General features: G+C 71.5%; 33 protein-coding genes and 1 tRNA gene. 15 read left to right on the top strand and 19 right to left on the bottom strand.

Annotated features, from left to right (window positions below; genetic code table 11):
• Positions 1–2: 2 nt before the first annotated feature.
• The 3 genes from IEX84_RS08620 to IEX84_RS08610 all read right to left on the bottom strand — a co-directional run bounded on the left by IEX84_RS08620 (position 3) and on the right by IEX84_RS08610 (position 1,908).
• Positions 3–434 (bottom strand): hypothetical protein, encoded by a 432-nt coding sequence (locus IEX84_RS08620; RefSeq protein ID WP_188871878.1) that lies wholly within the window; start codon positions 432–434, stop codon positions 3–5.
• Positions 435–549: 115 nt separating this feature from the next.
• A tRNA-Thr gene (locus tag IEX84_RS08615) sits at positions 550–622 on the bottom strand.
• Between the two features lie 302 nt (positions 623–924).
• Complete coding sequence (locus IEX84_RS08610; protein WP_188871876.1) at positions 925–1,908, bottom strand: class I SAM-dependent methyltransferase; 984 nt, start codon at positions 1,906–1,908, stop codon at positions 925–927.
• Between the two features lie 146 nt (positions 1,909–2,054).
• On the opposite strand from IEX84_RS08610, the gene dph5 reads away from it, so the two are divergent.
• Positions 2,055–2,864, top strand: a complete 810-nt coding sequence (gene dph5 / locus IEX84_RS08605; protein WP_188871874.1) for a diphthine synthase — start codon at positions 2,055–2,057, stop codon at positions 2,862–2,864.
• A 96-nt stretch (positions 2,865–2,960) separates the two neighbouring features.
• Positions 2,961–3,257, top strand: coding sequence for a helix-turn-helix transcriptional regulator (locus IEX84_RS08600; RefSeq protein ID WP_188871872.1), 297 nt, complete (start codon positions 2,961–2,963; stop codon positions 3,255–3,257).
• 78 nt (positions 3,258–3,335) lie between these two features.
• Here the strand turns inward: IEX84_RS08600 and IEX84_RS08595 are convergent, their stop codons facing one another.
• The 3 genes from IEX84_RS08595 to IEX84_RS08585 all read right to left on the bottom strand — a co-directional run bounded on the left by IEX84_RS08595 (position 3,336) and on the right by IEX84_RS08585 (position 5,866).
• A complete protein-coding gene (locus IEX84_RS08595) occupies positions 3,336–4,121 on the bottom strand; it encodes a VOC family protein (RefSeq protein ID WP_188871870.1) in 786 nt (261 codons plus the stop codon).
• 48 nt (positions 4,122–4,169) lie between these two features.
• Positions 4,170–4,646 (bottom strand): TIGR04206 family protein, encoded by a 477-nt coding sequence (locus IEX84_RS08590; RefSeq protein ID WP_188871868.1) that lies wholly within the window; start codon positions 4,644–4,646, stop codon positions 4,170–4,172.
• A gap of 104 nt (positions 4,647–4,750) precedes the next feature.
• Positions 4,751–5,866 carry an OBG GTPase family GTP-binding protein gene (locus tag IEX84_RS08585; RefSeq protein WP_188871866.1) on the bottom strand — a complete coding sequence of 372 codons (1,116 nt, stop codon included), beginning with the start codon at positions 5,864–5,866 and terminating at the stop codon, positions 4,751–4,753.
• Positions 5,867–5,973: 107 nt separating this feature from the next.
• On the opposite strand from IEX84_RS08585, the gene IEX84_RS08580 reads away from it, so the two are divergent.
• Together IEX84_RS08580 and IEX84_RS08575 are read left to right on the top strand one after the other, a co-directional pair.
• A complete protein-coding gene (locus tag IEX84_RS08580; protein WP_188871864.1) occupies positions 5,974–6,174 on the top strand; it encodes a VNG_1110C family protein in 201 nt (66 codons plus the stop codon).
• Between the two features lie 72 nt (positions 6,175–6,246).
• Positions 6,247–6,726: a 50S ribosomal protein L11 gene (locus IEX84_RS08575; protein ID WP_188871862.1), complete on the top strand. Its 480-nt coding sequence runs from the start codon at positions 6,247–6,249 to the stop codon at positions 6,724–6,726.
• Between the two features lie 334 nt (positions 6,727–7,060).
• Here the strand turns inward: IEX84_RS08575 and IEX84_RS08570 are convergent, their stop codons facing one another.
• From IEX84_RS08570 to IEX84_RS08555, 4 genes are all read right to left on the bottom strand, one after another.
• The gene (locus tag IEX84_RS08570) at positions 7,061–7,399 is read right to left on the bottom strand and encodes a CHY zinc finger protein (RefSeq protein WP_188871860.1); all 339 of its coding nucleotides are present in this window, start codon (positions 7,397–7,399) and stop codon (positions 7,061–7,063) included.
• On the bottom strand, positions 7,399–8,055 hold the full coding sequence (gene folE / locus IEX84_RS08565; protein ID WP_188871858.1) for a GTP cyclohydrolase I: 657 nt from the start codon (positions 8,053–8,055) through the stop codon (positions 7,399–7,401). Before folE ends, IEX84_RS08570 begins: the two co-directional genes overlap by 1 nt.
• Before the next feature lie 77 nt (positions 8,056–8,132).
• Positions 8,133–8,414, bottom strand: a complete 282-nt coding sequence (locus tag IEX84_RS08560) for a DUF7521 family protein (protein ID WP_188871856.1) — start codon at positions 8,412–8,414, stop codon at positions 8,133–8,135.
• A gap of 5 nt (positions 8,415–8,419) precedes the next feature.
• Positions 8,420–8,785: a winged helix-turn-helix domain-containing protein gene (locus IEX84_RS08555; RefSeq protein ID WP_188871854.1), complete on the bottom strand. Its 366-nt coding sequence runs from the start codon at positions 8,783–8,785 to the stop codon at positions 8,420–8,422.
• 141 nt (positions 8,786–8,926) lie between these two features.
• On the opposite strand from IEX84_RS08555, the gene IEX84_RS08550 reads away from it, so the two are divergent.
• Entirely contained in the window at positions 8,927–10,381 is a 1,455-nt protein-coding gene (locus tag IEX84_RS08550; RefSeq protein ID WP_188871852.1) for an MFS transporter, read from the top strand.
• Positions 10,382–10,410: 29 nt separating this feature from the next.
• Positions 10,411–10,641 (top strand): ribbon-helix-helix domain-containing protein, encoded by a 231-nt coding sequence (locus IEX84_RS08545; protein WP_188871985.1) that lies wholly within the window; start codon positions 10,411–10,413, stop codon positions 10,639–10,641.
• A 43-nt stretch (positions 10,642–10,684) separates the two neighbouring features.
• Here the strand turns inward: IEX84_RS08545 and IEX84_RS08540 are convergent, their stop codons facing one another.
• The 3 genes from IEX84_RS08540 to IEX84_RS08530 are packed head-to-tail and all read right to left on the bottom strand — an operon-like array spanning position 10,685 to position 13,070.
• The gene (locus tag IEX84_RS08540) at positions 10,685–11,440 is read right to left on the bottom strand and encodes an SIR2 family NAD-dependent protein deacylase (RefSeq protein ID WP_188871850.1); all 756 of its coding nucleotides are present in this window, start codon (positions 11,438–11,440) and stop codon (positions 10,685–10,687) included.
• Positions 11,437–12,582 carry a pyridoxal phosphate-dependent aminotransferase gene (locus tag IEX84_RS08535; RefSeq protein ID WP_188871848.1) on the bottom strand — a complete coding sequence of 382 codons (1,146 nt, stop codon included), beginning with the start codon at positions 12,580–12,582 and terminating at the stop codon, positions 11,437–11,439. The genes IEX84_RS08540 and IEX84_RS08535 overlap by 4 nt, the downstream gene beginning before the upstream one ends.
• Positions 12,579–13,070: an Lrp/AsnC family transcriptional regulator gene (locus IEX84_RS08530; protein WP_188871846.1), complete on the bottom strand. Its 492-nt coding sequence runs from the start codon at positions 13,068–13,070 to the stop codon at positions 12,579–12,581. The genes IEX84_RS08535 and IEX84_RS08530 overlap by 4 nt, the downstream gene beginning before the upstream one ends.
• 241 nt (positions 13,071–13,311) lie before the next feature.
• Here IEX84_RS08530 and IEX84_RS08525 point away from each other — a divergent pair, with 241 nt between their 5' ends.
• The gene (locus IEX84_RS08525) at positions 13,312–13,617 is read left to right on the top strand and encodes a putative quinol monooxygenase (RefSeq protein ID WP_188871844.1); all 306 of its coding nucleotides are present in this window, start codon (positions 13,312–13,314) and stop codon (positions 13,615–13,617) included.
• Positions 13,618–13,620: 3 nt separating this feature from the next.
• Here the strand turns inward: IEX84_RS08525 and IEX84_RS08520 are convergent, their stop codons facing one another.
• Positions 13,621–14,460, bottom strand: coding sequence for an NAD+ synthase (locus IEX84_RS08520; protein WP_188871842.1), 840 nt, complete (start codon positions 14,458–14,460; stop codon positions 13,621–13,623).
• A 264-nt stretch (positions 14,461–14,724) separates the two neighbouring features.
• Positions 14,725–15,165 carry a GNAT family N-acetyltransferase gene (locus tag IEX84_RS08515; protein WP_188871840.1) on the bottom strand — a complete coding sequence of 147 codons (441 nt, stop codon included), beginning with the start codon at positions 15,163–15,165 and terminating at the stop codon, positions 14,725–14,727.
• 86 nt (positions 15,166–15,251) lie between these two features.
• On the opposite strand from IEX84_RS08515, the gene IEX84_RS08510 reads away from it, so the two are divergent.
• The 6 genes from IEX84_RS08510 (at position 15,252) to IEX84_RS08485 (ending at position 20,801) form a co-directional block, all read left to right on the top strand.
• Positions 15,252–15,413 (top strand): DUF7837 family putative zinc-binding protein, encoded by a 162-nt coding sequence (locus IEX84_RS08510; RefSeq protein WP_188871837.1) that lies wholly within the window; start codon positions 15,252–15,254, stop codon positions 15,411–15,413.
• A gap of 76 nt (positions 15,414–15,489) precedes the next feature.
• A complete protein-coding gene (locus tag IEX84_RS08505; protein WP_188871835.1) occupies positions 15,490–17,115 on the top strand; it encodes an Hvo_1808 family surface protein in 1,626 nt (541 codons plus the stop codon).
• A gap of 102 nt (positions 17,116–17,217) precedes the next feature.
• The gene (locus IEX84_RS08500; protein WP_188871833.1) at positions 17,218–19,560 is read left to right on the top strand and encodes a glycoside hydrolase family 3 protein; all 2,343 of its coding nucleotides are present in this window, start codon (positions 17,218–17,220) and stop codon (positions 19,558–19,560) included.
• A 75-nt stretch (positions 19,561–19,635) separates the two neighbouring features.
• Entirely contained in the window at positions 19,636–19,830 is a 195-nt protein-coding gene (locus IEX84_RS08495) for a cold-shock protein (RefSeq protein WP_188871831.1), read from the top strand.
• A gap of 101 nt (positions 19,831–19,931) precedes the next feature.
• Positions 19,932–20,390 (top strand): hypothetical protein, encoded by a 459-nt coding sequence (locus IEX84_RS08490; RefSeq protein ID WP_188871829.1) that lies wholly within the window; start codon positions 19,932–19,934, stop codon positions 20,388–20,390.
• Between the two features lie 36 nt (positions 20,391–20,426).
• Entirely contained in the window at positions 20,427–20,801 is a 375-nt protein-coding gene (locus IEX84_RS08485; protein ID WP_188871827.1) for a universal stress protein, read from the top strand.
• Positions 20,802–20,937: 136 nt separating this feature from the next.
• On the opposite strand, the gene msrB is transcribed toward IEX84_RS08485, so the two are convergent.
• The 3 genes from msrB to IEX84_RS08470 are packed head-to-tail and all read right to left on the bottom strand — an operon-like array spanning position 20,938 to position 23,694.
• Positions 20,938–21,360, bottom strand: coding sequence for a peptide-methionine (R)-S-oxide reductase MsrB (gene msrB, locus IEX84_RS08480; RefSeq protein WP_188871825.1), 423 nt, complete (start codon positions 21,358–21,360; stop codon positions 20,938–20,940).
• 55 nt (positions 21,361–21,415) lie between these two features.
• Positions 21,416–22,825 carry a hypothetical protein gene (locus IEX84_RS08475; RefSeq protein WP_188871823.1) on the bottom strand — a complete coding sequence of 470 codons (1,410 nt, stop codon included), beginning with the start codon at positions 22,823–22,825 and terminating at the stop codon, positions 21,416–21,418.
• A complete protein-coding gene (locus tag IEX84_RS08470; RefSeq protein WP_407647597.1) occupies positions 22,822–23,694 on the bottom strand; it encodes an ABC transporter ATP-binding protein in 873 nt (290 codons plus the stop codon). Before IEX84_RS08470 ends, IEX84_RS08475 begins: the two co-directional genes overlap by 4 nt.
• A gap of 168 nt (positions 23,695–23,862) precedes the next feature.
• Here IEX84_RS08470 and IEX84_RS08465 point away from each other — a divergent pair, with 168 nt between their 5' ends.
• A complete protein-coding gene (locus IEX84_RS08465; protein ID WP_188871821.1) occupies positions 23,863–24,156 on the top strand; it encodes a hypothetical protein in 294 nt (97 codons plus the stop codon).
• Between the two features lie 3 nt (positions 24,157–24,159).
• Here IEX84_RS08465 and IEX84_RS08460 read toward each other — a convergent pair whose 3' ends face one another.
• A complete protein-coding gene (locus IEX84_RS08460) occupies positions 24,160–24,834 on the bottom strand; it encodes a helix-turn-helix domain-containing protein (RefSeq protein WP_188871818.1) in 675 nt (224 codons plus the stop codon).
• Between the two features lie 95 nt (positions 24,835–24,929).
• On the opposite strand from IEX84_RS08460, the gene IEX84_RS08455 reads away from it, so the two are divergent.
• Positions 24,930–25,694, top strand: a complete 765-nt coding sequence (locus IEX84_RS08455; RefSeq protein WP_229732344.1) for an endonuclease/exonuclease/phosphatase family protein — start codon at positions 24,930–24,932, stop codon at positions 25,692–25,694.
• Positions 25,695–25,712: the final 18 nt, after the last annotated feature.

Raw genomic sequence — 25,712 nt, 5'->3', positions numbered from 1 at the left:
ACTCAGAACGTCGCGCGCCGGTCGTCCGCGCTCGCGTCGCCGGCGCGTGGCGCGTCACGCCCCTCGGTCACCGCGTCCCGCTCCTCGGACGCCACGTCCCGCGCTACCGCATCACGCGCTCCGACGTGCCCGTCGTTCGACTCCGCCGCCTCGATTGCCGCGAAAACGTGGTCGTGGAGGACGCCGACGTCGAACCCGACGCGCTCGTCCTCGCGGAGGGCGTACTCGCCCGCCGACTCCACGACCGGCTCGCCGTCCGTCCACCGCGCGATGGCGTGGTGGCCGACGAACGACGCCGTCGTCACGTCGACCCGGTCCGTCCCGAGTTCGACCGAGCGGACCGCGTCGTTCCGCAACGCCGCACGCGCGAGCGTGGCCGCTTCGTCACGTTTTCCCGAGCCGTGCAGCGCCGCGATCCGCTCCTCGACACTCATTACGCATCGGTCGCCCCCATCCGATATAGCGCTGTCTCCTCAGCACGTCGGGTCGAGGCCACGAAACGGACACGGCGACGAGCGGCGTCGCTCAGAAGCGTAGTGAAGTGAGGAGAGCCGGAGGAGGGATTTGAACCCTCGACCTATTCCTTACGAAGGAATCGCTCTGCCAGCTGAGCTACTCCGGCGCACGTCGCCCGCGTCGGGCGCTCGTACTCACTTCTCCGTAGCCGCATGGAAGGAATAAGGCTTGCGAATCGGGGGCGGTCGGCGGGGCACTCGCACGCCACGGCGTCGCACGCCGACGCGCCGTCGCGTCGCTCGCGGGTCGCCGTGCTCCCCGCTCGTACTGGACGCGGAACGTCACTTCGTTCAGTGCCGCGTGGTCTCACGGCTACGCCGTTCGAGTTGACGTGGTCCCTCTCGGGACCACGCGTGCTCGCGTCTCACGTCCGTTCGCGCTCGCTCGTTCGGCGACCGTTCCCTTCGGTCACCGTCGCCTGAGCCGCACGTCGAGACAGACGTTGTACTCGTGTGGCGCGTACGAGCGGACGGTGTGACGCGTCTCCACCGTCACGTCGTAGTCGGGTTCGGCCGCGGCGCGAATCGCGGCCTCGCCGGGTTCGTAGCGCGCGTCCTCGTGTTGGATGTCGTAGTAGTGGAGGAGGCACTCCTCGCCCGCGAGCGCGACGGCGGCGTCGAGGAACTCCTGTGCCGTGTGCGGGAGGTTCATCACGAGGCGCTCGGCCCACCCCGCGTAGTCGGCCGTGAGGTCGCGCACGTCGCCCGCGTGCGCGGTGACTCGGCCCGCGACGTCGTTGCGCGCGGCGTTCGCCCGGAGGTAGTCGATGGCCGTCTCGTTGATGTCGGCGGCGACCACTTCGGCACCCGCTTTCGCCATGGGAATCGCGTAGGGACCGACGCCCGCGAACATGTCGAAGGCGTGCTCGCCCGCCTCGACCTGCTGGACGACGCGGTGGCGTTCGGTGGCGAGGCGCGGCGAGAAGTACACCTCGGCGATGTCGAGGGCGAACTCGCAGCCGTATTCGCGGTGGACGGTCTCCGTGCTCTCCCCGACGAGGACGTCCCAGTCGCGGACGCGCGTCTCGCCTTTCACCTTCGAGGCGCGGTTGACGACGGTCTCGGCGCGGACGTTCGACTCGACGATGGCGTCCGCGATTCGCGCGGCGCGCGCCGGGTCGTCCTCGTCGAGGATGACGACGTCGCCGAGGCGCTCGTACGACGGCTCGAAGCCGAGCACGTCCGCGGGCGAGGTGGGGGTCTCGCGCTCGGGGACGTCGCGCTCGACGACCGCGAAGTCGTCCGGGACGGCGTCGGAGTCGACGACGGGGATGTAGAGCGCGCCGTCGTCGACGACGATGTCGTAGGACTCGTCGACGAGGTCGGCGTCGGCGAGGCGGCGGCGCGTCGCTTCGCCCTCCTCGGTCGGGACGCGGACGCAGGGCGCGTACATATGCGAGAGTGCGCGCCGGGCGGCCTTACGGCTGGCGTTCCCGCGGGCACGGGGGCTGGTCGGTGACCCCTCGCGTCCGACGTCCCGGCGCGTCGCCCACGCGGCGCAACGAAACCCGTATCCACGCCGCGACCCCACACCCGCGTATGCTCACGTTCGTCGGACTCGGCCTCTACGACGAGTCCTCCATCACCGTCGAGGGGCGGGACGCCATCGCCGACGCGGACGACGGCGCGGTCTTCGCGGAGTTCTACACGAGCCACCTCGTCGGCGCGGACGTCGCCGACATCGAGGCCTATCACGGCGTCGAGGTCGACGTGCGGGACCGCGCGGGTGTCGAGCAGGAGCCCGCCCCCATCTTCGACGCCGCCGAGTCCGGCGACGCCGTCTTCCTCACCGCGGGCGACACGATGATCTCGACGACGCACGTCGACCTGCGCCTCCGCGCCCACGAGCGCGGCATCGAGACGCGCGTGATACACGCCCCGACGGCCGAGTCCGCCGCGTCCAGCCTCACGGGCCTCCAGAACTACCGCTTCGGGAAGGCGACGACGCTCCCCTTCGAGTGGGCGCACGGCGCCGACGTCGTCCCCGGCTCGGTGACCGAGACCATCGAGGACAACCGCGCTCGGGGGTTGCACACGCTCTGCTACCTCGACATCAAGGTCGGGCGCGGCCCCGAGGGCGCGGACCCCGACTTCGAGGAGTACATGAGCGCGGACTACGCCGCCGGCCTGCTCGCGGAGGCCTGGGACCCCGACGCGCTCGGCGTCGTCGTCGCCCGCGCCGGCAGCCCGGACCCCACCGTCCGCGCGGACCGACTCGCCGCGCTCGCGGACGCCGACTTCGGCGACCCGCTCCACATGCTGATCGTCCCCGGCGACCTCCACCACGTCGAGGCCGAGGCCCTCCGCGGGCTCGCCGGCGCGCCCGCCGACCTCACGACGGCCGAGTGACGGGCGAGGGCGCGGGTCCGTGCGGGTCGGTTCGGCTCCCGGCACCCGGCCCGGATCACAATAAGTTGATAACACCGCCCGCGAAACTGTCACTCGATGCGGACACTCCACGCCCTGCAACGTGAGATGCTCGTGCTGGTCGTCGACTACGGCGACCCGTGCGGGCAGGACATCAAACGGGAACTGGAGGCGTACCACGACGCCGAGATTCGGAGCGAGCAGCTCTACCATCACCTCGACGCGCTCTGCGAGCGCGGCTTCGTCGAGAAACGCCACGCCGACGGCCGAACGAACGCCTACGTCGTCACCGAGGAAGGGAGCCGCTGGCTCGAACGCCAGCGCCACTGGGTCGCCGAACACGTCGGCCCCGCACCCCTCGACGAGGGGAGCTAACGGGGGCTCGCTCGCGCCTCTCGGTCGGCGACGGCCGCCGACCGCGCGTTCCCGTTCACCGACAGGTACCGAGAGCCGTTAGTCGTCCATCACGTCGGTGTCGGGGGTCACGACCTCGATCTCGTGACCGTCCTGGTCCTTCGTGAACGCGTAGTTCCAGTCGCAGGACTCGGGGTCCCGGTAGTCCTCGGCCTCGCGCTCCATCAGTTCGTCCCACGCGTCGCCGAGGTCGTCGGCGCGCACCGCGAGGTGGCCCCAGCCGTCGGCGTCCTCGTAGGTGCGCCCGTCGTAGTTGTAGGTGAGCTCGACGGTCATCGCGCGCTCGCTCGCCCCCGCGGGCTTCACGAAGTAGTTGGCGAACGAGTCGGACTCCCAGCGGCCGTCCGGTTCGTACTCGAACTTCCGCGTCCAGAAGCCAAGCGCCTCGTCGGCGTCCTCGACGCGGATCATCGTGTGGTCGAGGCTCCACTTCTGGCCGTGGTCGCGCTCGACGATCTCGACCTCGTGGCCGTCCGGGTCCGTCACGAAGGCGTAGGAGCCGCCGCAGGACTCGGGGTCCCGGTAGTCCTCGACGCCCTCGTCCATCAGCTCCTCGTAGGCCTCGAAGACGTCCTCGACGCGCACGGCGATGTGGCCCCACGCGTCGCCCATGTCGTACTCGCTCGTGTCGTGGTTGTACGTCAGTTCGAGGACGGCGTCCTCCTCGCCGCGGTCCTCGGGGCCGAGGTAGACGTTGGTGAACGTCTCGGCCTCCCAGCGGCCGTACTCGACGTAGTCGAGGTGGTTCTGGTACCACTCCAGCGACTCCTCGAGGTCGCCGACGCGCATCATCACGTGATCGAGCACGTAGTCACTCTCGCTCATGGTCGAGGCGTGGACCGCGGAGGCGTTAAGCGTACCGGCGTCGGCGGTTCAGGCCTCTGCCGGCCGGAGGTAGACGAGGCGTCGCAGGCCGTCCCGGTAGCAGAGCGCGGCGACACCCCAGCAGAGCAGGGGCGCGACGGGGAGCACGAGGAGGTCCGAGCGCGACCCCGCGAGGCCGAGGCCGTAGAGCAACTCCGCCCCGCCGCTCATCACGAGCAGGCCGGCGGTGACGCGGCGGTCCTCGCGGCCGAGCAGCCCGAGCGCGGCGCTCCCGAGCGCGCACGCGTAGAGGAACGCCCCGGTCGGCCACGCCTGTCGCCAGTAGGTGTCGATTATCGCCACCGCGAGATAGCGCGGAAGGTACGTGAAGCGCTCGCCGAGCGGGCCGAGGAGCGGTCCGAGGCCGTAGGCGAAGAAGGCCCCGTACTGCACGCCGGCGTCCCCGCTCCAGCGGATGACCGTCCACGGGAGCGCGCCGACGACGCAGAGGAGGAGGAGGCGACGGGCGGCGCGACGACGCGACATACGCGGGCTTCGCGCGCCCGCGACGAGGGTCTTTCGGTCGTTCGGCGGCGGCACACGGCACGCGTGTGCCGTCGCGGGCTTCCGGCCCCGGTCGCGTGGACGCCCTATCGGCGAACGATGAGCCGGAGGACGTCCTCGTCCTCGAGTTCGTGGTCGCGCCCGACCTGCTGGTCGTCGTGTTTCGCGGAGGGGCCGGTGACGCGCGCGAACCGGAATCGGTCGTCCATGTCGCCACCGAGCTTATCGAGGGCGTCGTCGACCGTCTCGCCGCGTCTGAGGATGAGCGGTTCGTCGTAATCGACGCCGCGACCCGGCTTGTCCATGTAGACCCGGATGAGGTCGAGTTCGGTCCAGAGGCGCTCCTTGAGGGCGTCGAGGCCCTTCTCCTCGTGTGCGCTGATGAAGACCGCGTCCTCGTCGGGGTCGATGTCGCGCTCTTCGAGGGCGGCCTTCACCGTGTCGACGTAGGAGGGCTCGATGAGGTCCGTCTTGTTGACGACGGCGAGCGAGGGGAGGTAGACGCGGTTGTCGAGGACGCCGTCGACGAGCTCGTCGACGTCCGGGTTCCCGCGAATCGTGACGTCCGCGTTCACGTATCCCTGCTCGCGGAGGACCTGTCGGACGGTGTCGTGGTCGAGGTCGAGGTCCCCGGAGGTGTTCACGTCGATGCCGCCCTTGATCTTCTTCGAGATGCGGACGTGGGGCGGTTCGGTGTCGAGGCGAATCTTGTTGTCGTAGAGTTCGTCGTAGAGCCGGTCGTACTGCTCGATTTCGAAGGCGGAGAGGACGAAGACGACGAGGTCGGTCGAGCGGATGACGGAGAGGACTTCGCGCCCGCCCCCGCGCCCGCCCGCGGCTCCCTCGATGAGCCCGGGGACGTCGAGAATCTGGATGTCCGCGCCGCGGTACTTGAGCATCCCGGGGTTGACGTCGAGCGTCGTGAACTCGTAGGCGCCGACCTCGCTGTCGGCGTTCGTGAGGGCGTTGACGAGCGTGGACTTGCCGACGGAGGGGAAGCCGACGAGCGCGACGGTCGCGTCGCCCTGCTGTTTGACGGAGTAGCCCCCGCCGCCACCGGAGCCGGCCTGCTGGGCCTCGAGCTTCTCCTTTTTGTCCGCGAGCTTCGCCTTCAGCCGGCCGATGTGCGCTTCCGTGGACTTGTTGTACGGAGTGTTGGCTATCTCCTCTTCGAGTTCCTCGATCTCCGCCTCCAGTCCCATTGGTCGAACGTGGGCCGTCTCGCCGGAAAGCACTTTCGTCCGGGCGTCGCGCGGGTCTCTCACTATCTTCGACACGTTTATTCGGCGGCTCGGGAGACACGACCGGTATGGGTGACCCGTCGCGCTACCGGGACAGCACGCAGATCGTCCTCCCGGTCGAGGTGCTCGACGGCCTCGATGCGTCCCTCGACGAGCGCTTCACCGTGACGCTGTTCGAGCGCGACGGCGTCGTGCGGATAATCGGGAGCCCGGTCGAGATTCGTGCGGTGAGCGACTACCTCGCGCGACAGGGCGTCAGTCTCCCGTGAGGGGGCGACGCACGGCCCGCGTGAGCGGCGACTTTCGAACGGTTTAAATCCGACGCGCGATTGCGTCCACGCATGGCTGATACCATCGAAGTGCTCGTCCCCGGCGGGCAGGCCAACCCCGGCCCGCCCCTCGGCCCGGAGCTCGGTCCCACGCCCGTCGACGTGCAGGCGGTCGTCCAGGAGATCAACGACCAGACCGCGGCCTTCGACGGCACGGAGGTCCCCGTCACCGTCGAGTACGAGGAGGACGGCTCCTTCTCCATCGACGTCGGTGTTCCGCCGACGGCGGAGCTCATCAAGGACGAGGCCGGCTTCGAGACCGGGTCCGGCGAGCCCCAGAACGACTTCGTCGCGGACCTCTCCATCGAGCAGCTGAAGTCCATCGCCGAGCAGAAGCAGTCCGACCTGCTCGCGTACGACACGAAGAACGCCGCGAAGGAAGTCGCGGGCACCTGCGTCTCGCTCGGTGTCACCATCGAGGGCGAGGACGCGCGCGGCTTCAAGGCCCGCGTCGACGACGGCGAGTTCGACGACGTGCTTGCCGAGGCGTAAGCCGAGGCAAGCATTAGTGAGGCGCGCGAGCGTCTCACGCAATCTCGCGGAAGCGTAAGCGACGTGAGGGATGGCGAATCTCCGATTCGCCCCCGTGCTTGCCGAGGCGTAAGCCGAGGCAAGCATTAGTGAGGCGCGCGAGCGTCTCACGCAATCTCGCGGAAGCGTAAGCGACGCGAGGGCGAGCGGGACGCGGCGTCCCGCTCACCTCTTCGCTCACGAGCGCGACGCGTTCGTGGGCACTTTTACTGTCGCATCACCCGGAGCCGAGGGTATCGCCGTCCGTCCCGTTCCGCGCGCTCCTTTCCGCCTGCCACCGCGTCGAGCGGCGCGGCTACCGCTCGGCGAAGTACCGACTCCAGTGGCGTTTATAGCCGGGGTTGAACGCGTGTCCGCACGCGGGGCAGGCGTCGTCGCAGTCGGCGTACTCGCGGACGGTGAGCGTCGCCCCGCAGGCCCCGCAGAGGACGGCGGGGTCGTCGAAGGCGTCGCGCGGGACGACCTCGTGGTCGTGGTCGGCGACGGCGTCGTGACAGGCGCGGCAGGGGTAGTACGTGTCGCAGCACGCGGCTCGGACGGCGACCACGTCGCGTGCGGTGTCGTAGTGCGCACAGCGGGTCTCGGGGTCGACGTCGAGGCCGCGGACGACCGTGTCGCCGACGGTGCGCTCCATCAGCGCTCGGCGGCGATGGCGTCGCGGAAGCGCTCGCGCTCGTCCGTGGTGAGGTCGCCGACGGTCGCGCGCGAGGTCGTGGTCGTGTGCGCCTCGACGCCGCGCATCGCCTCGCAGAGGTGGGTCGTCGAGAGCTCGACGGCGATGGCGTCGGGCCCGATGGCGTCGTCGAGACCCTCCGCGATGTCGCGCGTGAGGCGCTCCTGGACGGTGAGTTTGCGGGAGGCCCACTTGACGTAGCGCGCGAGCTTCGAGAGGCCGACGACCTCGCCGTCGGGCCGATAGGCGACGTGCGCGACGCCGTGGAAGGGGAGGAGGTGGTGTTCGCAGAGCGAGTAGACGGGGATGCCGGTCTTCACGACGAGGTCGTCCGTCTCGGTATCGAAGGTCCGCATCGTCGGGCGCTCGTCCTCGCGGTAGCCTCGCGTGAGTTCCTCGTAGGCGGCGGGGACGCGGCGCTCCCACGTCTCCACGAGGCCGTCGCGGCCGGGGTCCTCGCCGATGGCGTCGAGGAGGAGGCGGGTCGCGTGCGCGAGTTGCTCGCGGTCGACCGGCCCGTCGTCGTGCGTACCGTTGCCGTCCCAGCCGTCGTGGGTGCCGTCGCGCTCGTCGTCCGTGCCGTCGTGCTCGTCGTGAGTGGGCGTTCCGTCGGTCATGTCCGTGGCGTCCGCGTTGTGCCGCGTTCGTCCTTCGCCGGTGAGAAGCCGTCGATTCCGGCGCGAACGTGGCCGATTCAGTCCTCGGCGTAGAGCGAGTAGAGGATGACGGCGAAGCCGACGCCGGTGAACCCGCTCTCGACGACGAGCGCGAGCATCGGGTCGACGTGGAGGAGGGTGTCGACGAAGCCGGCGATGAGCGCGCCGACGGTGACGACGCCGAAGCCGAGCGCGAGCAGGCGGATGGAGCGCGAGTGGGTGCGTATCGACGCCTCGTAGGCGAAGTACGTTATCGCGCCGCCGAGGAGCAGCGTCACCGTCTTGAGGACCGTCACGAGGGTGGCGAGTCCGATTCCCATCGGGGTCACGTCTCCTTTTGCACCTCCGCCCAGATGTCCGCGAGGCGCTCGGACGGGCCACGCGCGGGACGCTCGACGTCGAGGTCGAGGTCGTGGTCGTCGTCGAACGCGATTTCGAGGGAGTCGAACGCCGTCCGATAGCGCGAGCGGTGTCGGCCGTCGGAGCGGACCTCCGTCTCCTCGTCGACGAGCGTCGCGTCGGTGAGCAGTTCGAGTTTCCTGTAGGTCGTCGAGAGTGGCACGTCGCACGCCTCCGAGAGTTCGTTCGCCGTCATTGGTTCTTCGAGCGCACGGAGGAAGGCACGACAGTCCGCGTCGTTGAGCGCATCCAGGACGCGCGCGAGGTCGAGGTCGTCGTCGGATGCACTCATGCTGTCCCCGTGCGGGTCGTCGGGCGGACGTACGCACCCGACCCTTAGGTATCGACCGGTTCGCGTCGCCGCGGTCGCAACCGTCTTGGCGCAGGCGGGTGCACGCCGCGGTATGGACGACCGGAACGGGGGAGGAGTGCGGTGAGCGCGCCGGAGGCGGCGGCCGCGAGCGTGGAGACGGATGCGGGTGCGGACGCGGGCGCGGACGCGAGCGACGCCGTCCGGGGTGACGATGAGCCCGGCGGCGGGACGAACGGGGTCGAGCAGCCGCGACGCGCGCTCGCCACCGTACTCGCCATCGTCTTCATCGACCTCCTCGGCTTCGGCATCATCGTCCCCATCCTCCCCTACTACGTCCGGAGCTTCGGGGTGAGCGACGTCTACATCGGCCTGCTCGCGGCGTCGTACTCGCTGTTGCAGTTCGTCTTCGCGCCGCTGCTCGGCCGCCTCAGCGACGAGCACGGCCGACGGCCGGTGTTGATGCTCTCGGTCGCGGGGAGCGCCATCGCGTGGACGCTGTTCGGCCTCGGCGCGGAGTTCGAGGCCCTCTTCGGCGTCGCCGGCGGCGTCGGTACGCTCTTCGTCGCGCGGATGGTCGCCGGCGCGATGGGCGGGAACGTCGCCACCGCGCAGGCGTACGTCGCGGACGTCACGACCCGCGAGAACCGCGCGGGCGCGCTCGGCCTCATCGGCGCGGCGTTCGGCCTCGGCTTCGTCTTCGGGCCGGCGCTCGGCGGCCTCCTCGCCAGCGACCCCGTCGTCGCCGCGGCCCGCGACGGCTTCCCCGCGTTCGTCCCCGCGACGCGCTTCAGCCTCCCGAGCTTCGCCGCCGCGGGCCTCGCCGTCCTCGCCTGCGCCGCCACGTACGCCTTCCTCCCGGAGCCGTCGCGCCACCGCACCGCGTCCGCGGAGCGAACCGGCGTCGTCGCCGGTTTCCTCGACGCCGCACGCTCGCCGACCCTCCGACCGTACGTCCTGACCTTCCTCCTCGTCTCCGTCGCCTTCTCGGGGATGCAGGTCGTCTTCGTCCCCTTCGCGGCCGACACCTTCGGCTACGGCGAGGCCGAGACGGCGCTCCTCCTCACGTACATCGGGGTGCTCGGCGTCGTGAATCAGGCGGTCGTCGTCGGCCGCCTCTCGCGGCGGTACCGCGACGACGCCCTCGCCGTCGTCGGCGCGCTCGCGCTCGTCGCCTCGCTCGCCGTCGTCCCGTTCACGCCCGCGCTCGGTGCCGCGCTCGTCCCGCCGTCGCTCCTCGCCGGCGCGCCCGCGTGGCTCACGCCCGCGCTCGTCGCCCTCCTCGTCGACCTCGCCCTCCTCTCCGTCGGCAACGGCCTGCTGAACGTCGCCCTCACGACGCTCGTCTCCGCCGCCGCGCCCGCCGACGAGCAGGGCGCGGCGTTCGGGGTCACGCAGAGCGCGGGGAGCCTCGGCCGGACCGTCGGGCCGCCCGCGATGACCGCCCTCTACGTCCTCGCGCCGTGGCCGCCGTTCGTCCTCGGTGCCGTCCTCGCCGTCGGCGTCGTCGCCGTCCTCGTCGGGACCGTCTACGGGCACTCGCGGGACGCGGGCGACGCGGCCGGGCCGGAGGGTTGAAACGTCGCGCGCGGGAACCACCCGTCACGATGCCCACCGCCGAAGTTGACCTCCCGAGCGACCTCGAAGTCGAGATCGACCGCCTCGTCGACGAGGGCGAGTTCCTCAACCGCAAGGAAGCCGTCGAGGAACTGCTCTCGACGGGGCTGAACGTCTACGACGTCACCTCGGGGAACGACGAGGAGGCCGAGATGGAGGAGTTCGAGGCGGAGATGCGCGAGACGAGCGAGCGCTCGCTCGGCGACGAGTACGAGTTCTAAAGAAAACAGCGAGAGTTCCACGGGTCACCCGACCCGTGGTCGTTTACGCGAGTCGATCCGCCATCGTCGGGAGGACGTCCGTGACGTCGGCCCGGCAGACCGCGAGCGCCGCGTCGTCGTGCGGCGTCGCTTCGTCGTTCACGATGCAGAGCGTGCCGTCCCGCGCCGCGATCTCGGGGAGCGTCGAGGCGGGTGCGACGGTGAGCGACGACCCCGCGACGAGGAAGGCGTCCGCCTCGCGGGCGAGCCGTCGCGCCTCGCTGAAGCAGTCGGGGAGGCGTTCGCCGAACAGTACCACGTCCGGCTTGAGGAGGCCGCCGCAGGCGCAGCGCGGTGGCTGATCGCCGTCATCGTCGCGGACGCGCTCGCGGACGTCACCCGTCGGGACCGTCTCGCCGCAGTCGACGCAGACGGAGCGCCGGGCGTTCCCGTGGATCTCGAGGAGGGTATCCGTCCCGGCGGCCGCGTGGAGGCCGTCGACGTTCTGCGTGATCACGGCGTCGAGGACGCCCGCGTCCTCCAGCGCGGCGAGGGCGTCGTGGGCGGCGTTCGGCGCGACGTCCGGCGGATACATCGCCTCGTGGAGGTCGACCCGATCGACCCAGAACCCGGCGGGGTCGCGCTCGAAGCGCTCGATACGGAAGTCCGCGGGGTCGTACGCGCCGTTCCAGACGCCGTTCTCGCCGCGGAACGACGGGATTCCGGACGCGGTGCTGACGCCCGCGCCGGTGAACGCGACCGCGGTGTCGGCGCAGGCGAGTGCGTCCGCCGTCGCCTCGACGGCCCGCGCGGCACTCATCGGTGCTCGGCGAGGAAGTCCTCGATGCGGTTGGTCGCCTCGCGGAGTTCGGGGAGCGAGCGCGCGTAGGAGACGCGGACGTGGCCCTCGCCGCCGTCGCCGAAGACGCGCCCGGGGACGACCGCGACCTCGGCCTCGCGGAGGAGTTCCTCCGCGAACGCCTCGTCGTCGCCGGGGACGGACGGGAAGACGTAGAAGGCCCCGCGGGCCTCGAAGCACTCCAGACCCATCTCGCGGAAGCGCGAGAGCACGAAGCGCCGCCGCCGGTCGTACTGCTCGCGCATGTCGACGACGGCGTCGTCACAGCTCTCCAGGGCTTCGAGCGCGGCGGCCTGCGCGGTCGTCGGCGCGGAGAGCATCGTGTACTGGTGGATGCGGTTCATCCCGTCGATGACCTCCGGGGGCCCCATCGCGTAGCCGAGGCGCAGCCCCGTCATCGCGTAGGCCTTCGAGAAGCCGTTGAAGACGACGGTGCGCTCGCGCATCCCGGGCTGGGTGGCGATGCTGTCGTGTTCTCCCTCGTAGGTGAGCGCGGCGTACACCTCGTCGGAGAGCACGAAGAGGTCGTGCTCGCGGGCGAACTCCGCGACCTCGGCGAGCCCCGAGGCGTCCATTACGGCGCCCGTCGGGTTGTTCGGGTAGCAGAGCACGAGGAGGTCGGCGCGTTCGGCGCCGGCGCGTTCGAGGGCGTCGTAGGTGAGGCGGAACTCGTCCTCGGCGCGCGTCGGGACGCGCAGGACCTCGCCGCCCGCGAAGGAGGCGTCCGGCCCGTAGGAGATGTAGGCGGGTTCGGCGACCGCGACGACGTCGCCGGGGTCGACGAGCGCGCGCATGGCGAGGTCCATCGCCTCGCTGACGCCCGTCGTGACGAGTATCTCCTCGTCCGCGCCGTACTCGTGGCCGTAGCGCGTCACGTGGGCCTCGATGGCCTCGCGGAGGTCGCGCCGCCCGCGGTTCGACGTGTAGGAGGTCTGCCCGCGCTCTAAGGCGTCGATGGCGGCCTTCCGGGCGGGCCACGGCGCGCTGAAGTCGGGTTCGCCGACGCCGAGCGAGACGACGTCATCCATCTCCTCTGCGATCTCGAAGAACCGCCGGATGCCCGACGGCGGCGTTCGCTCCGCGCGCTCGGAGAGGCGGCTCATGGGGAGTAGGAGAGCCGGTCGTCCGTCTCGCCGTCGTCGAACTCGATTCCGTCGTCCTTGTAGGTCTCCATGACGTAGTGCGTGACCGTCTGCGTGACTTCGGGGATCGGCGCGATCTCCTCGGAGACGAAGCGCGAGACGGCGTTCATCGTGTCCGCGCGCACCTCCAGGGCGAAGTCGTAGTCGCCGCTGACGAGCTGGAACGCCGTCACCTCGGGGAATTTGGCGATCCGCCGCGAGATGTCCTCGTAGCCCGTCTCGCGGTCGAGCTCGACGTTCAACTCGACCTTCGCCTCGACGATCCCGTCGTCGAGCGCCGCCCAGTCCACGACCGCGGTGTAGCCGCGCACGACGCCCGCGTTTTCGAGGGCCTCGACGTGGGCCTCGACGTCCTCCGGGGCGAGGTCGAGTTGTCGGGCGACGTCCTCCGCCGTGTACCGGGCGTCCTCGCACAGGAGGTCGAGGACGCGTCTGCGCTCGTCGTCCATACTCGCGTGCAGAACGCGTCCGGTCTTAGGGTTGTCCCTCCGCCCGCCGTCCGCCTCCACCATCCGTCCGCTGTCCACCATCCACCGTCCGCTGTCCACCATCCACCGTCCGCTGTCCACCATCCACCGTCCGCTGTCCACCATCCACCGTCCGCCTCCGCCCACCGCTCGCCGCTCCCGGTGACGGCCGCGACCACCGCCACCCGACGGCTTTTCGGCCTTCTCCGCGTAGGGTCGCACGATGATCGTCGTCCACGCGACCTTCCCGATAGACCCGTCCCGCCGCGAGGAAGCGCTCGACCTCGCCCGCGACGTCGTCGCGGCGTCCACCGAGGAACCCGGCGTCGTCGACTACCGCGCCGCGGTCGACGTCGAGGACGAGAACGTCCTCCGGTTCGTCGAGCGCTACGAGGACGCCGCGGCCGTCGAGGTCCACGAGGAGAGCGAGCACTTCCGGGCGTTCGCCGCCAGCCTCCCCGACGTCCTCGCGGGCGAACCCGAGGCGACACGCTTCGCGGTCGACTCCGCGACTGACGTCGAGTTCTGAGGGTCAGCGCAGACCCGGCGTCGGCGCCGGCCGGCGCTTGTGCGCGCTCGCTTCGTGTAGGTCGGCGAGGCGCGCGACCGTCTCCTCCGTCGCTTCGACCCGCGCCGCGGTCGCGTCGACGTCGAGCCCGTCGTCCACCAGACAGCGGAGGACGGGGTCGATGACCGAGTAGGGCGCGCCGAGTTCCTCGCGGTCCGTCTGGCCCGCCCAGAGCCCCGCGGTCGGCTCCTTCTCGACGAAGCGCGGGTCGAGGACGAGCGCCTCGGCGAGCGCGACGACCTCCGTCTTGTACAGGTCGCACAGCGGCGCGCGGTCGACGACGCCGTCGCCGCCCTTCGTGAAGTAGCCGAGCAGGTGCTCGGAGCGGTTGTCCGGGCCGAGCACGAGCAGGTCGCGGGCGTTCGCGGCGGCGTAGAGCCGGAGCATCCGGGCGCGGGCGCGGACGTTCCCCGCATCGCGCTCGTCGAGGGCGACGGCATCCCCGCGGACGGCCTCGACGTGGGCCTCGATGGACTCCTCGTCGTAGTCGACGCCGAGCGACTCGCAGAGGTCGCGGGCGTCGACCATGTTCTGCGGGTCGCTCGGCGCGCCGGGGAGGACGAGGCCGTGGACGCGCTCCGGGCCGACGGCGTCGACGGCGAGGCGCAGCCCCACGGCGGAGTCGAGGCCGCCGCTGACGCCGACGACGTAGCCGTTCGCGCCCGTGTCGGCGAGCCCGTCGCGGAGGAAAGCGGTGATGCGCTCGGCGGCGCGGTCGGGGTCGATGCGGCCCCGCGTCGCGTCGGCGGTGGGGTCGGTACCGTGACCGGTGTCGGTGGAAGCGCCGCGGTCGGAGTCTGCCACACCGACCCACGGCGCGGGGTGACCGTAGGCGTGGCGGCTCGCGCGCTCGCCGGGCACCCACGAGGCCTCCCTCCGCGTCGCCCAGCGCACGCTCCTCGACGCGGTGTTCGACGCGGACGCTAACGAGTACGGTAAGGGTCGTCTTCCCCGTTCGGTGTCTCCGTCCACGTGCGGTCGGCCACAAAGGGGGACCGTGGGACTCGGACGGCGGGCGGTCCGTCGCCCGACGACCGTTTCGTGTGGCTCGCTCGTTCGCGTGGTCCGCTATCCGTCGAGCGCGCGCTTCATCGTGACGTGCGGGATTCCGGCCTCGTCGAAGACGTCGCCGACGCGTTCGTAGCCGCGCGCGGCGTAGAAGTCCGCGGCGCTCGTCTGGGCGTCGAGCACCGCCCGGTCGTGGCCCGTCTCGCGCGCGTGGGCCTCGACCGCGTCCATCAGGCGCGCGCCCCACCCCTCGCCGCGGTGGGCGTCGCGGACGGCGACGCGCTCGATCTTCGCCGCGCCCGACTCGGCCGTCCGGTAGCGCGCGGTGCCGACGGCCGCGGGGTCGCCCTCGACGCGCGCGAGGAAGTGCGTCGCCTCGTCCTCGTGGTCGTCCACCTCGACCGACGCCGGAACGCCCTGTTCGTCGACGAAGACGGCGTACCGGACCGCGAGCGCCTCGCGGAATCCCGCCGCCGTCTCCACTACGTGGACGCCGTGCATATCCGACGGCAGGCGGTCGGGACGGAAGACCCTATCTGTCCCGCCGAACAGTTATGGCCGTTCGGCGACTCGTCTCGGCCAAGCGAATGACCGACGCCGACGGGACCGACGGGGCGCTGGGTCGCTGTCCGGAGTGCGGGGCCGACGTCCCCGCGAGCGCGGTGCTCATCGAGTACGAGGACGACGATGGCGAAGCCGCGTACGCCGCCTGCCCGTCCTGTGAGACCGTCGTGAAACCGCGCTCGTGACGCCCGGCGGGCCCGTCGGGACCGGACGGGGCCGTAACCCACAGCGGTTTTGCCGCGCCCCCCGAAGGACGAGTGGATGCGCACACGACTCAGGACGCTGTTCGTCGTCGCCCTCCTCGTCGCGTCGAGCGCGGCGACGGCGAGCGCGACGGCCGCGGGCGCGTCGGGCGTCGACCGGGTGAACGCGAACGCGAGCGCGGGCGTGAACACGACCCCGGCCTCGACCGCGAGCGCGGCTTCGACCGACGGCCCCGCGCCCGCGCAGACCGACGACGCGGGCGACGCGAACCGGTCCATCGGCTACGTCGACGGCTATCGGTACGACACCGCGATACGGGTCGATCAGTCCGACGGACTGAGCGACGCGGAGATTCACGCGTACGTCCGGCGGACGATGGCGCGCGTCGAGCGCCTCCGCGGGCACGACTTCGAGAAGCCGGTCCCCGTGAACGTCATGTCGCGCGCCGAATACCGCGCGAACACGTCGAGCGCGCCGACGAACGCGACGCACGCGCGGTGGAACCAGCAGGTGTGGGAGGCCGCCCTCATCGTCGGCTCCGACACGAACCTCTCCGCGGCGATGTCCTCGTACTACTCCGACAGCGTGCAGGGGTTCTACTCGCCGAGCGACGACGCCATCGAGATAATCGTCCCCTCGGGGAAGCGGGCGTACATCGACCGCGCGACGCTCGCCCACGAGTTGACCCACGCCCTCCAGGACCAGACCTACGACCTCGCCGAGTCGAAGTACGGCGGCGAGACACAGGACACCCAGCTCGCGACGAGCGGGCTCATCGAGGGTGAGGCCCGGTACGTCCAGAACCGGTACACGGAGCGCTGTACGAACGGGACGTGGCGCTGTGTCGCCACGCCCTCGACGGGCGACTCGTCGTCGTCGTCCGACTCTGGAGGATCGGCTGGCTCGTCGCCCCCCGTGAGCCTCCAGTACACGCTCTACTTCCCGTACGCGAGCGGACCCGGATACGTCCACGAGCTGCTCGAACGCGGCGGCTGGGACGCCGTCGACGCCGCGTGGCGGGACCCACCGACGACGACGACCGAGATCATCCACGGTGAAGCCCCCGCGGTGCGGGACGTGACCGTCGACCGCGACGCGGCGACGAACGGCTGGCGGACGTACGCGGGCGTCGGCGCGAACGGGACCGGGACGGACACGCTCGGCGAGGCCTCGATATTCATGGGTCTCTGGTGGCAGAGCGCGCGCTACGACGCGGGCGTCGTGCCGACGGACATCCGCGCGGACGACGGCTACCGGACGTTCCGCTACGCCGCGCCGGCCTCCGCGGGGTGGGCGGGCGATACGGTCCTCCCCTATCGGAACGGCGACGCCGACGGCTTCGTCTGGAAGAGCGCGTGGGAGACGGACGCCGACGCGGGCGACTTCGCGGACGGCTACGTCGCGGCGCTGAAGGCCCACGACGCGGCCCGGGAGAACGGGACGTGGGTCGTCCCCGAGGGCGACGGCTACCGGGGTGCGTACCGCGTCGTCCACACGGCTGAGACGGTGACGGTCGTACACGGGCCGGACGTCGCGGCGGTGAACGACATCCGGCCGTCGCTCGCGGACAGCGAGAGCACTGCAGGAACGTCCGGCGGGTCGTCGCCCGGGTTCGGCCTCCTCGCCGGCGCGTTCGCGCTCCTGGGCGCGCTCCTCGCCGTCGTCCGCCTGCGACGCCGGTAACGCCGCCCGCGCTCGTCCCCTCGCCTCGCGCGGTCTATCACCATCGTTGCGTACAGAGATAGTAATGTTTTTACAGTACGTATTACCACTCCACGATGGGACATGTCTGATAACAACACGCACTCGCGGCGACGGTTCCTCCAGGCGACGGGCGCGCTCGGCGCGGCCGCCGTCGCGGGCGGGGCCGAGAGCGTCAGCGCGCAGGAGATGCAGACGTACGGCGACGGTTCGCGCCCGGCACCGCCGGAGACGGACGTCGAGGCCATCCTCTCGGAGCTGAGCGTCGAGGAGAAAATCGGACAGATGATTCAGGCGAACGTCTCGACGGTCGACGCGAGCGAGGTCGCGTCGCTGTTCACGGACTACCACGTCGGCTCGCTCCTCACCGGCTCCGCCTACCCGCCGTCGCGCGACCCCGTCGAACTCGCGAAGGGCGTCAACGCCCTCCAGGAGTACGCGATCAACGAGGGCAACGGCGTGCCGTTCGTCTACGGCCTCGACACCGTCCACGGGAACGTCACCGTCGAGGGCTCGACGGCCTTCCCCCACAACGTCGGGATGGGCGCGACCCGCGACCCCGAACTGATGGCGGCCGCCGCGAAACACACCGGCGACTCCGCGGCCGCCGTCGGCGCACACTGGGGGTTCGCCCCGACGAGCGGAATCGCCCGCGACCCCCGCTGGGGACGGTTCTACGAGACGCTCTCCGAGGACCCGCACCTCGCGGGCGAACTCGGCGCGGCGGCCGTCCGCGGCCTCCAGGAGGGCGACGCCGACCACGGCGGCGTCGCGGCGAGCGTGAAGCACTTCGCGGCGTATAGCGAACCGCAGAACGGCGACGACCGCAGCCCGGCCCGCATCCCGGTGCGCGACCTCGTGGAGAACCACTTCGTCCCCCACCACATGGGCCTCCAGGAGGAACCCCTCACCGTGATGGTCAACAGCGGCTCGGTCAACGGCGTCCCCGCCCACGCCTCCTCGTGGCTCCTCACCGACGTCCTGCGCGACCGGATGGGTTTCGAGGGCCTCGCCGTCTCCGACTGGAACGACTTCCACCGAATGGTCGACATGCACGAGTACGCCCCCGACCTCCGAGCGGCCGTGAAAGCCGGCGTCAACGCCGGCGTCGACATGGCGATGCTCTCCGACATGGCGCACGTTGAGGAGTTCTACACGGCGCTCCTCGACCTCGTCGAGGCCGGCGAGGTACCCGAGTCGCGCATCGACGAGGCCGCCCGCCGCTCGCTCGAACTGAAGGCCGAACTCGGCCTCCTCGAGGACCCGTACGTCGACCCGACGCGCGCCCCGGACGTCGTCGGCGGCGCGAAGGACGCCGCCCGCGAGGCCGTCCGCGAATCCCTCACCCTCCTGAAGAACGAGGGCGACGCGCTCCCGCTCTCCCCGACGCAGAACGTCGTGCTCGCCGGGCCGAACGTCGACGACGTCCGGGCGCAGTGTGGCGGGTGGACCATCGGCTGGCAGGGCCTCCACGCGGACGACGCGAAGCCGTGGGCGACGACCATCGCGGAGGGCGTGCGCTCGCGCGCCGTCGGCGGCGTCGCCGTCCACGAGACCGGCTACACGTTCAACCGCTGGAGCGACGACGAGTGGTCGCTCGACGCCGGGACGAAGGCCGCCATCGTCGCGGACGCGAAGGCCGCCGACCGCGTCGTCCTCGTCCTCGGCGAGGGCCCGTACGCGGAGGGGTTCGGGAACACGGACGAGCTCGCGCTCCCCGCCGCCCAGCGCGAACTCGTGGACGCCGTCGCCGACCTCGACACGGAGGTCGTCGGTCTCCTCGTCGCCGGCCGGCCGCGCGGGACGAGCGAGACGCTCGCCAAACTCGACGCCTTCGCCATGGCGTACTACCCGGGAAGCGCCGGCGGTGCCGTCGCGGACGTCCTCTACGGCGACGCCGACCCCGGCGGCCGCCTCGCCTTCCGCTGGCCGGACGGCGTCGGGCAGGTCCCGAACTACTACAACCAGTACCACCCCGCGAAGGACAACGCGGACGCGCTCTTCGACTTCGGTGCGGGAGAGAGCTACACGGAGTTCGCGTTCTCCGACCTCACCGTCTCGCCGTCCACCGTGGCGAACGCCGCGCGCACGGGGACGGCGACCGCGAGCGTGACCGTGACGAACACCGGCGACCGGACGGGCACCGCGCTCGCCGAGGCCTACTACACGGAGGCGTACGGCTCCGTCCAGTATCCGCGCCGCAAGCGCCTCGGCTCCGAGAAGGTCGAACTCGCGCCCGGGCGCTCGCAGCGCGTGACCGTCGAGTTCCCGCTCGCCGCGCTCGCCGTCGTCCCCGGCGAGGTGCCGGGCGACGCCGACCCGGTCGTCGAGGCCGGCGACTTCACCGTCGAACTCGGTGGCGAGACGACGACGCTCACCGTCGACGAGACCGTCCCGCTCGACCCGACGCCCGGCGCGAGCCAGTGATCGGCGCGCGCTGACACCCGTGCTACCGGGCGTCGCGCAACCCTTATCGTCGCGTCCGGCGTAGTACCCTCTGTAATGGCACGCGGAACGGTTGACTTCTTCAACCAAACTGGCGGTTACGGATTCATCGAGACTGACGACGCGGACGAGGACGTCTTCTTCCACATGGAGGACGTCGGCGGCGCGGACCTCACGGAGGGCGAGGAGATAGAGTTCGACGTCGAGGAGGCCCAGAAGGGCCCGCGCGCGACGAACGTCACGCGCGTCTAATCCGGCACACACACGAGAACGCGTTTTTTCGAGACGCCGCACCCGACGAGCGGCGGCGACGTATCGCCCGGTTCTTCTTCGTCGAGCGCGTCCCCCGAGCCATGGCGATGGACTCACTGCCCGCTCGGCCGCTCACCATCGCGGAGGGGCGCGCGCTCCACCGCAGCGACGCCTTCCGGATGGTCGCGCCCGCGAGCGCGCACACCGCCCGCGGCGAAGACGAACGCCTCGTCTCCGCCCTCGTGCTCGTGCGCGACGGAATCGTGCAGGGCGTCGGCTACGACCTCGGCGCGGACGAGTGGACGGTCGTCTACAGCGAGTCGTTCGAGGAGGCCGACGACCCCGAGGAGCGCGCCGCCGCCGACGGCGTCGTCGCGGCCGCGGAGGAGCACGCCCAGGCCGCCAACGAAGCGCTGCGCGCGTGGGCGGGCCACGAGGACCGGGAGTTCGAGGCCGTCGAGGACTCCGCCGTCGAGGCCGAAGCCGGCGAGAGCGAACGCGCCCGCGCGCTCTTCGAGCGGTATCGCGCCGTGAGCGGCGAGGACGCGGACGCCGAGTAGCGTAGCTTTTTCCCGGCGGCGCTTGAGGGGCCGAACATGACGCGCTTCCTCGTCGCCACCGACTCCGTCCACACGACCGCGGCCGCCTGTGACTACCTCGGGCCCCGACTCGACGCCGACGACAGCGTCCGCGTCATCGGCGTCACCGAGGACGGCTCGCGCGACGCGGGCGACGCCGTCAACGTCGCCTCCGCCCGCCTCACGACCCCCACCGTCGAGACCGCGGTCCGCGACGGCGAGGCCGTCGACGAAATCCGCGAGGAGCTCGACCGCGGCGACGTCGACGAACTCGTCATCGGCGCGCATCAACCCGGCCCCGGCGCGGAGTACGGCCTCGGCCGGACCGCCGGCGCGCTCGTCGGTCACGTCGACATCCCTTGCGTCGTCCTCCCGCCCGTCGGCCTGGAGTAGTCGGCCGTCACGTCGCTTCGCTCTCCGCATCCGTCCTCACGGCTTCGCCGTTCGGTATTTCGACGCCTCCCTATCGGTCGGCGTCGCTCTCCGCATCCGTCCTCACGGCTTCGCCGTTCGGTATTTCGACGCCTCCCTATCGGTCGGCGTCGCTCTCCTCGTCCGAGAAGTCGAGCGCACACGAGTTGATACAGTAGCGCTCGCCGGTCTCCGTCGGGCCGTCCTGGAAGACGTGACCGAGGTGGCCCCTGCAGGTCGCACAGACGACCTCCGTGCGGACCATCCCGTGGCTCGTGTCCTCGCGGCGCTCGATGCTGCCCTCGATGGCGTCGTCGAAACTCGGCCACCCGGAGCCCTCGCCGTCGAACTTCGTGTCGGAGTCGAAGAGCGCGGCCCCACATCCCGCACAGCGGTAGACGCCGTCGTCGTCCTTGCCGATGAACGCGCCGCTGAACTTCGCCTCCGTCCCCTGCTCTCGAAGGACGCGGTACTCCTCGTCGTCGAGGCGCTCGCGCCACTCGTCCTCGCTCTCCGGCAGGCTCTCTTCGGTCTCGCTCATACCCACGAGAAGGGCCGCCGCGGCTTTAGGGGTGACGACGGCCGAGGGGGGCGTCTCACTCGCGGGCGCGTTCGCGCCAGCGCGGGACGGCGCGGCCGTAGAGGACGTGGCCGACGCCGGCGAGCACGAGGCCGGCGACGACGAGCGCGCCCGCGAGCGGTGTGGAGAGGGGCGCGGCGACGAAGCCGACGACGAGCACCGGGACGAGGGGGACGGCGACGCCGAACGTGAAGGCCGCGAACAGCACGGTGTCGAAGAGGAACTCGTTCGGCTGGAGGCCGGCGAGCGCGACCGTGAGGCCGAACAGGTAGGCCTGGAGGCCGACGCAGAGCGCGAGCCCCGCGAGGAAGTCGAGGGGGGTGGCCCCCTGCCAGAGCGCGGCGACGGCGTACCAGGCGACGCCGGTCGGGAGGCCGAGCACCGCGAAGGCGCGGCGCTTCGCGTCGAAGACCGCCGCGGTGTCGACGGGGAGCGTCGCGTAGGTCGTCGGGTCGTCGAACTGCGTGAGCCAGTTGTACGTCGTGAAGGCCGTCAGCCCGAGAACCGACCCGAAGGCGACGCCGGGGAGGACGCCGAGGCCGACGACGGACTCGGCGAGGGAGACGAGGAAGGCGCTCACGGCGACGAGGATGCCCGCGGAGAGGAGCACCTTCCAGTAGCCACCGGCGGAGTGCGAGACGTCCAGCATCGTCTTCACGAAGACCGGGTCGTCCCACGCGGGGACGCGGCGCTGCCACGCGCGATAGGCGTTGTCCGCGGTTCGCGCCGGTGGTTCGTGCTCGGGGTCGTAGGCGAACGCGGCGACGCAGAGGAGACACAGCGGGGGGAGGGCGGCCGCGACGGCGCTCGTGAACCCGGGCGCGACGAAGAGCGCGTACGGCGTCGCCGCGACGACCGGGAGGCCCGCGAGGGCCGCGGCGACGACGGCACCCGCCCCGAGCGCGGCGACGACCTTCCCGGGGCGGTCGCGGGTGGCGAGCGCGACGACCGCGACCGTCGCGCAGAGGCCGAGCGTGAACGTCCAGGCGAGCGTCAGCCAGAGGAGCGGGAGACGCGCGAGGGGGAGGAGCGGCGCGAACGCGGCGGCGAGCGGCAGGAGGAGGAGGACGGCGTAGTAGCCGACGTCCTTCAGGAGGAAGAGCCCGAGGAGTCGGCGCTGGCGCAGCGGGAGGGTGTGCGCGCTGAAGACGACGAGCGTCGTCTCGCCCAGCAGGCCGCGCATCGCGTCGCGCCCGACGAGCCCGACCGTCCCCGTCTGGAGCCCGAAGAGCGCGACGAGGACGTGCGCGCCCGCGACGACGGTCGCCGTCCCCGTGCCGGCCGTCCCGAGCGCCCACGCGGTCAGTCCGCCGACGAGCGCGACGAAGACGGGGAACGCGGCGAAGCGCCGCCCGCCGAACAGCCGGCTGTGCAGCCGCCACTCCTCGCGGACCATCGCCGCGAGCACCGCGCGGTCGGCGCTCATCGCCCCGCGCCGGTGTCCGGGCCGGGTCCAGCGTCGGTGCCCTCGGTATGCCCGGTGGCCCCGTCCGCGTCGGAACCCTCGCCCGCGTCGGAACCCTCGTCCGCACCAGTCTCCACACCGGCCCCTGCGCCGCCGCTCGCGTCGTCCAGCGCGTCGGTATCCGCGCCGACTTCGCGGAGGAAGACGTCGAGCAGGCGCTCCTCGCCCAGCCCGGCCGGGCGGCGCGTCGTCACTAGCTCGCCCTCGCGGACGATGCCGACGCGGTCGCAGAGGTCGGCGGCGACGTCGATGTCGTGCGTCGAGAGGAAGACCGTGTTCCCGTCGTCGCGGTAGTCGCGGAGGACGCGCTTCACCGTCTCCTGCACGATGGGGTCGAGGTTCGCCAGCGGCTCGTCGATGAAGACGAGGTCGGGGTCGTGGAGGAACGCCGCGGTGATCATCACCTTCTGCTGTTGGCCCCGCGAGAGGTCGGTGTTCATCGTGTCGAGTTTCGCGCCGTAGCCGAGCCGGTCGGCCCACGTCTCGACGCGCGCGTCCACCGTCTCGGCGTCGAGGTCGCGCACCGACCCGACGAAGTCGAAGTACTCGCGCGGCGTCATGAAACTCGGCGGGGACTCCTGCTCGGGGAGGACGCCGACGCGCTCGCGGACGCCGACCGGGTCATCAACGGGGTCGACGCCGAGGACGGACGCCGTGCCCGCGTCCGGGCGGAGTTGGCCCGTGAGAATCCGTATCGTCGTGCTCTTGCCCGCGCCGTTGGGCCCGAGGAGGCCGAACAGCTCGCCGGCGGGGACGTCGAGCGTCAGCCCCGCGAGCGCCGTGAGGTCGCCGTACGACTTGCGGAGCCCCTCCGTCGTTATCGCGTTCACGTCACCCGCGTCGCCCGCCGGTGCCAAATAGCCTCGCGTCGCGGGCGCGCGGAACGCGTCGCCGTGGGTCCTCGACGACGCGCGGCGGCGGCGACGCGCGCCGGTGTCCGCGGTGTGCCGATAGTCGCGGTGGGCACGCTTTTGTCCGCGCCGCGCCGACCACGACCCATGTCGCTCCCCGGTCCCGCCGCGTTCGCGCGCCGCTGTCTCGCGTCGCTGGCCCGCCGCCCCGCCGCGGCGCTCGCGCCGTACCTCAACGAGTCGTACCCCGAGCGCCCGACGCTGAGCGAGGAGGCGCTGACGATTGCCGCCGGCGCGGGCTCGTTCGTCGTCGTCGCCGCGACCACCGCCCTCGCGCTCGCGCTCAGCGCGGTCTACGCGCTCCTCTACGTCACGCTCCGGTCGCTCGGGCGCGCCGGCACTCGCCTCGCGTCGGGCGCGGCGGCGCGCCTCGGTCGCTGAGCGTCACCCGGCGTCCTCGACGGTGCCGTCGCCGACGGCGTCACGCGCGAGCGACGCCATCCCGCGGCGCAACCGCTCGGAGGTGGCCTGCCGGGAGACGCCGAGCGTCCCCGCGACGTCCGCTAGCGTCGCCTCGCGCGGGACCGCGAAGTAGCCGGCGTCCACGGCCGCCGCCAGCGTCTCGCGTTGCTTTCGTGTCAGCGTCTCGCGCCCCGCGTCCCGACTCGTCCCGAGGTAGCGGGTCGTGACGTCGATGCCGGCCGAGACGAGCGTCTCGCGGAACGTGACGAGCGCGTCCCGGTCCGGAAAGCGGAGGCGGAACACCGCGTGCTCGGCGGTCGCGCCGACGTCGAGGACGCACGCCCCGACGTCCAGCGCCGTCTCGTAGACCGACGGCGTCGACGGGTCGAGTCGGACCCGATAGAGCCGGCGGTCGTCGCCGTCACCGTCGCCGTCGCCACCGTCGAGGCAATCGACGCGAACGGCGTCGCCCGTCGACGCGAGCGCGTCCGCGAAGCGGTCGAGCGACCCGCCGCTCGCCCACACGAACAGCACGGGCCGGCTCGGGTCGTCGGCCATCGCCGCCTCGACCTCGACCGTCGTGTCGGGTGCGGCGGCCAGCGCCGTGACGAGCGAGAAGTCCGCACAGCGGAGGTGGAGGGTGGCGACGAGGGTCATCGTCGGCCGTAGACCGTCGACCGACAAGAACGCGCGGGTCGATGCCCGCCGTCCGTCTCAACCTTTTTTACCCGCCGCGCGCGAACCCGGTAGTGATGGACCCCGTGCGCGCCATGACGTACAACGTCCGCGTCGACACCCCGGAGGACGGCGAGGACGGCTGGCCCTACCGGCGCGACGCGGTCGCGGGGACGATACGCTACCACGACCCGGACGTCCTCGGGCTCCAGGAGCTCCTCGCGGGCCAACTCGCGGACGTCCGCGAGCGTCTCGGGCGCTATCGGTTCGTCGGGCGCTCGCGCGGTGCCGGCGAGGGCGTCGGCGAGTACGTCCCCGTGGGGTACGCCCACGAGCGCTTCGAGCTCGTCGATGAGGAGACGTTCTGGCTCTCCGAGACGCCGACCGTCGCCGGGAGCGTCGGCTGGGACGCCGCCCACCCGCGCGTCTGCACGCGGGCGCGCCTCCGAGAGCGCGCGAGCGGTGAGCAGTTCGTCGTCTTCTGCATCCACCTCGACCACGAGGGCCGGACGGCCCGCGAGCGCGGTGCCGAACTCGTCCGGGCGCGCGTCGCCGCGACCGACGTCCCGACGGTCGTCCTCGGCGACTTCAACTGCGAGGTCGGCGACCCCGCCCACGACGTCCTCACCGAGTCGCTGCGCGATTCGCGCGCCGCCGCGACCCACGACCACGGCCCGAACACGACGCGCAACGACTACCGGAGCCTCCACGCCGACTGGACGATAGACCACGTCCTCCTCAGCGACGGGTGGTCGGTCGACGCCCGCGCCGTCTGCAGCGACCAGTACGCGAACGGTCGCTACCCCTCCGACCACCTCCCGGTCGTCGTCGACCTCTCCTAAGCTATTCCCCGCCGGCGG

Origin of the sequence: Halarchaeum rubridurum, assembly GCF_014647115.1 — an archaeon.
In the GTDB taxonomy this organism is placed as follows: domain Archaea; phylum Halobacteriota; class Halobacteria; order Halobacteriales; family Halobacteriaceae; genus Halarchaeum; species Halarchaeum rubridurum.
The sequence above is the reverse complement of the archived record's forward strand: the minus strand, read 5'-3'. Positions and strand labels throughout refer to the sequence as shown.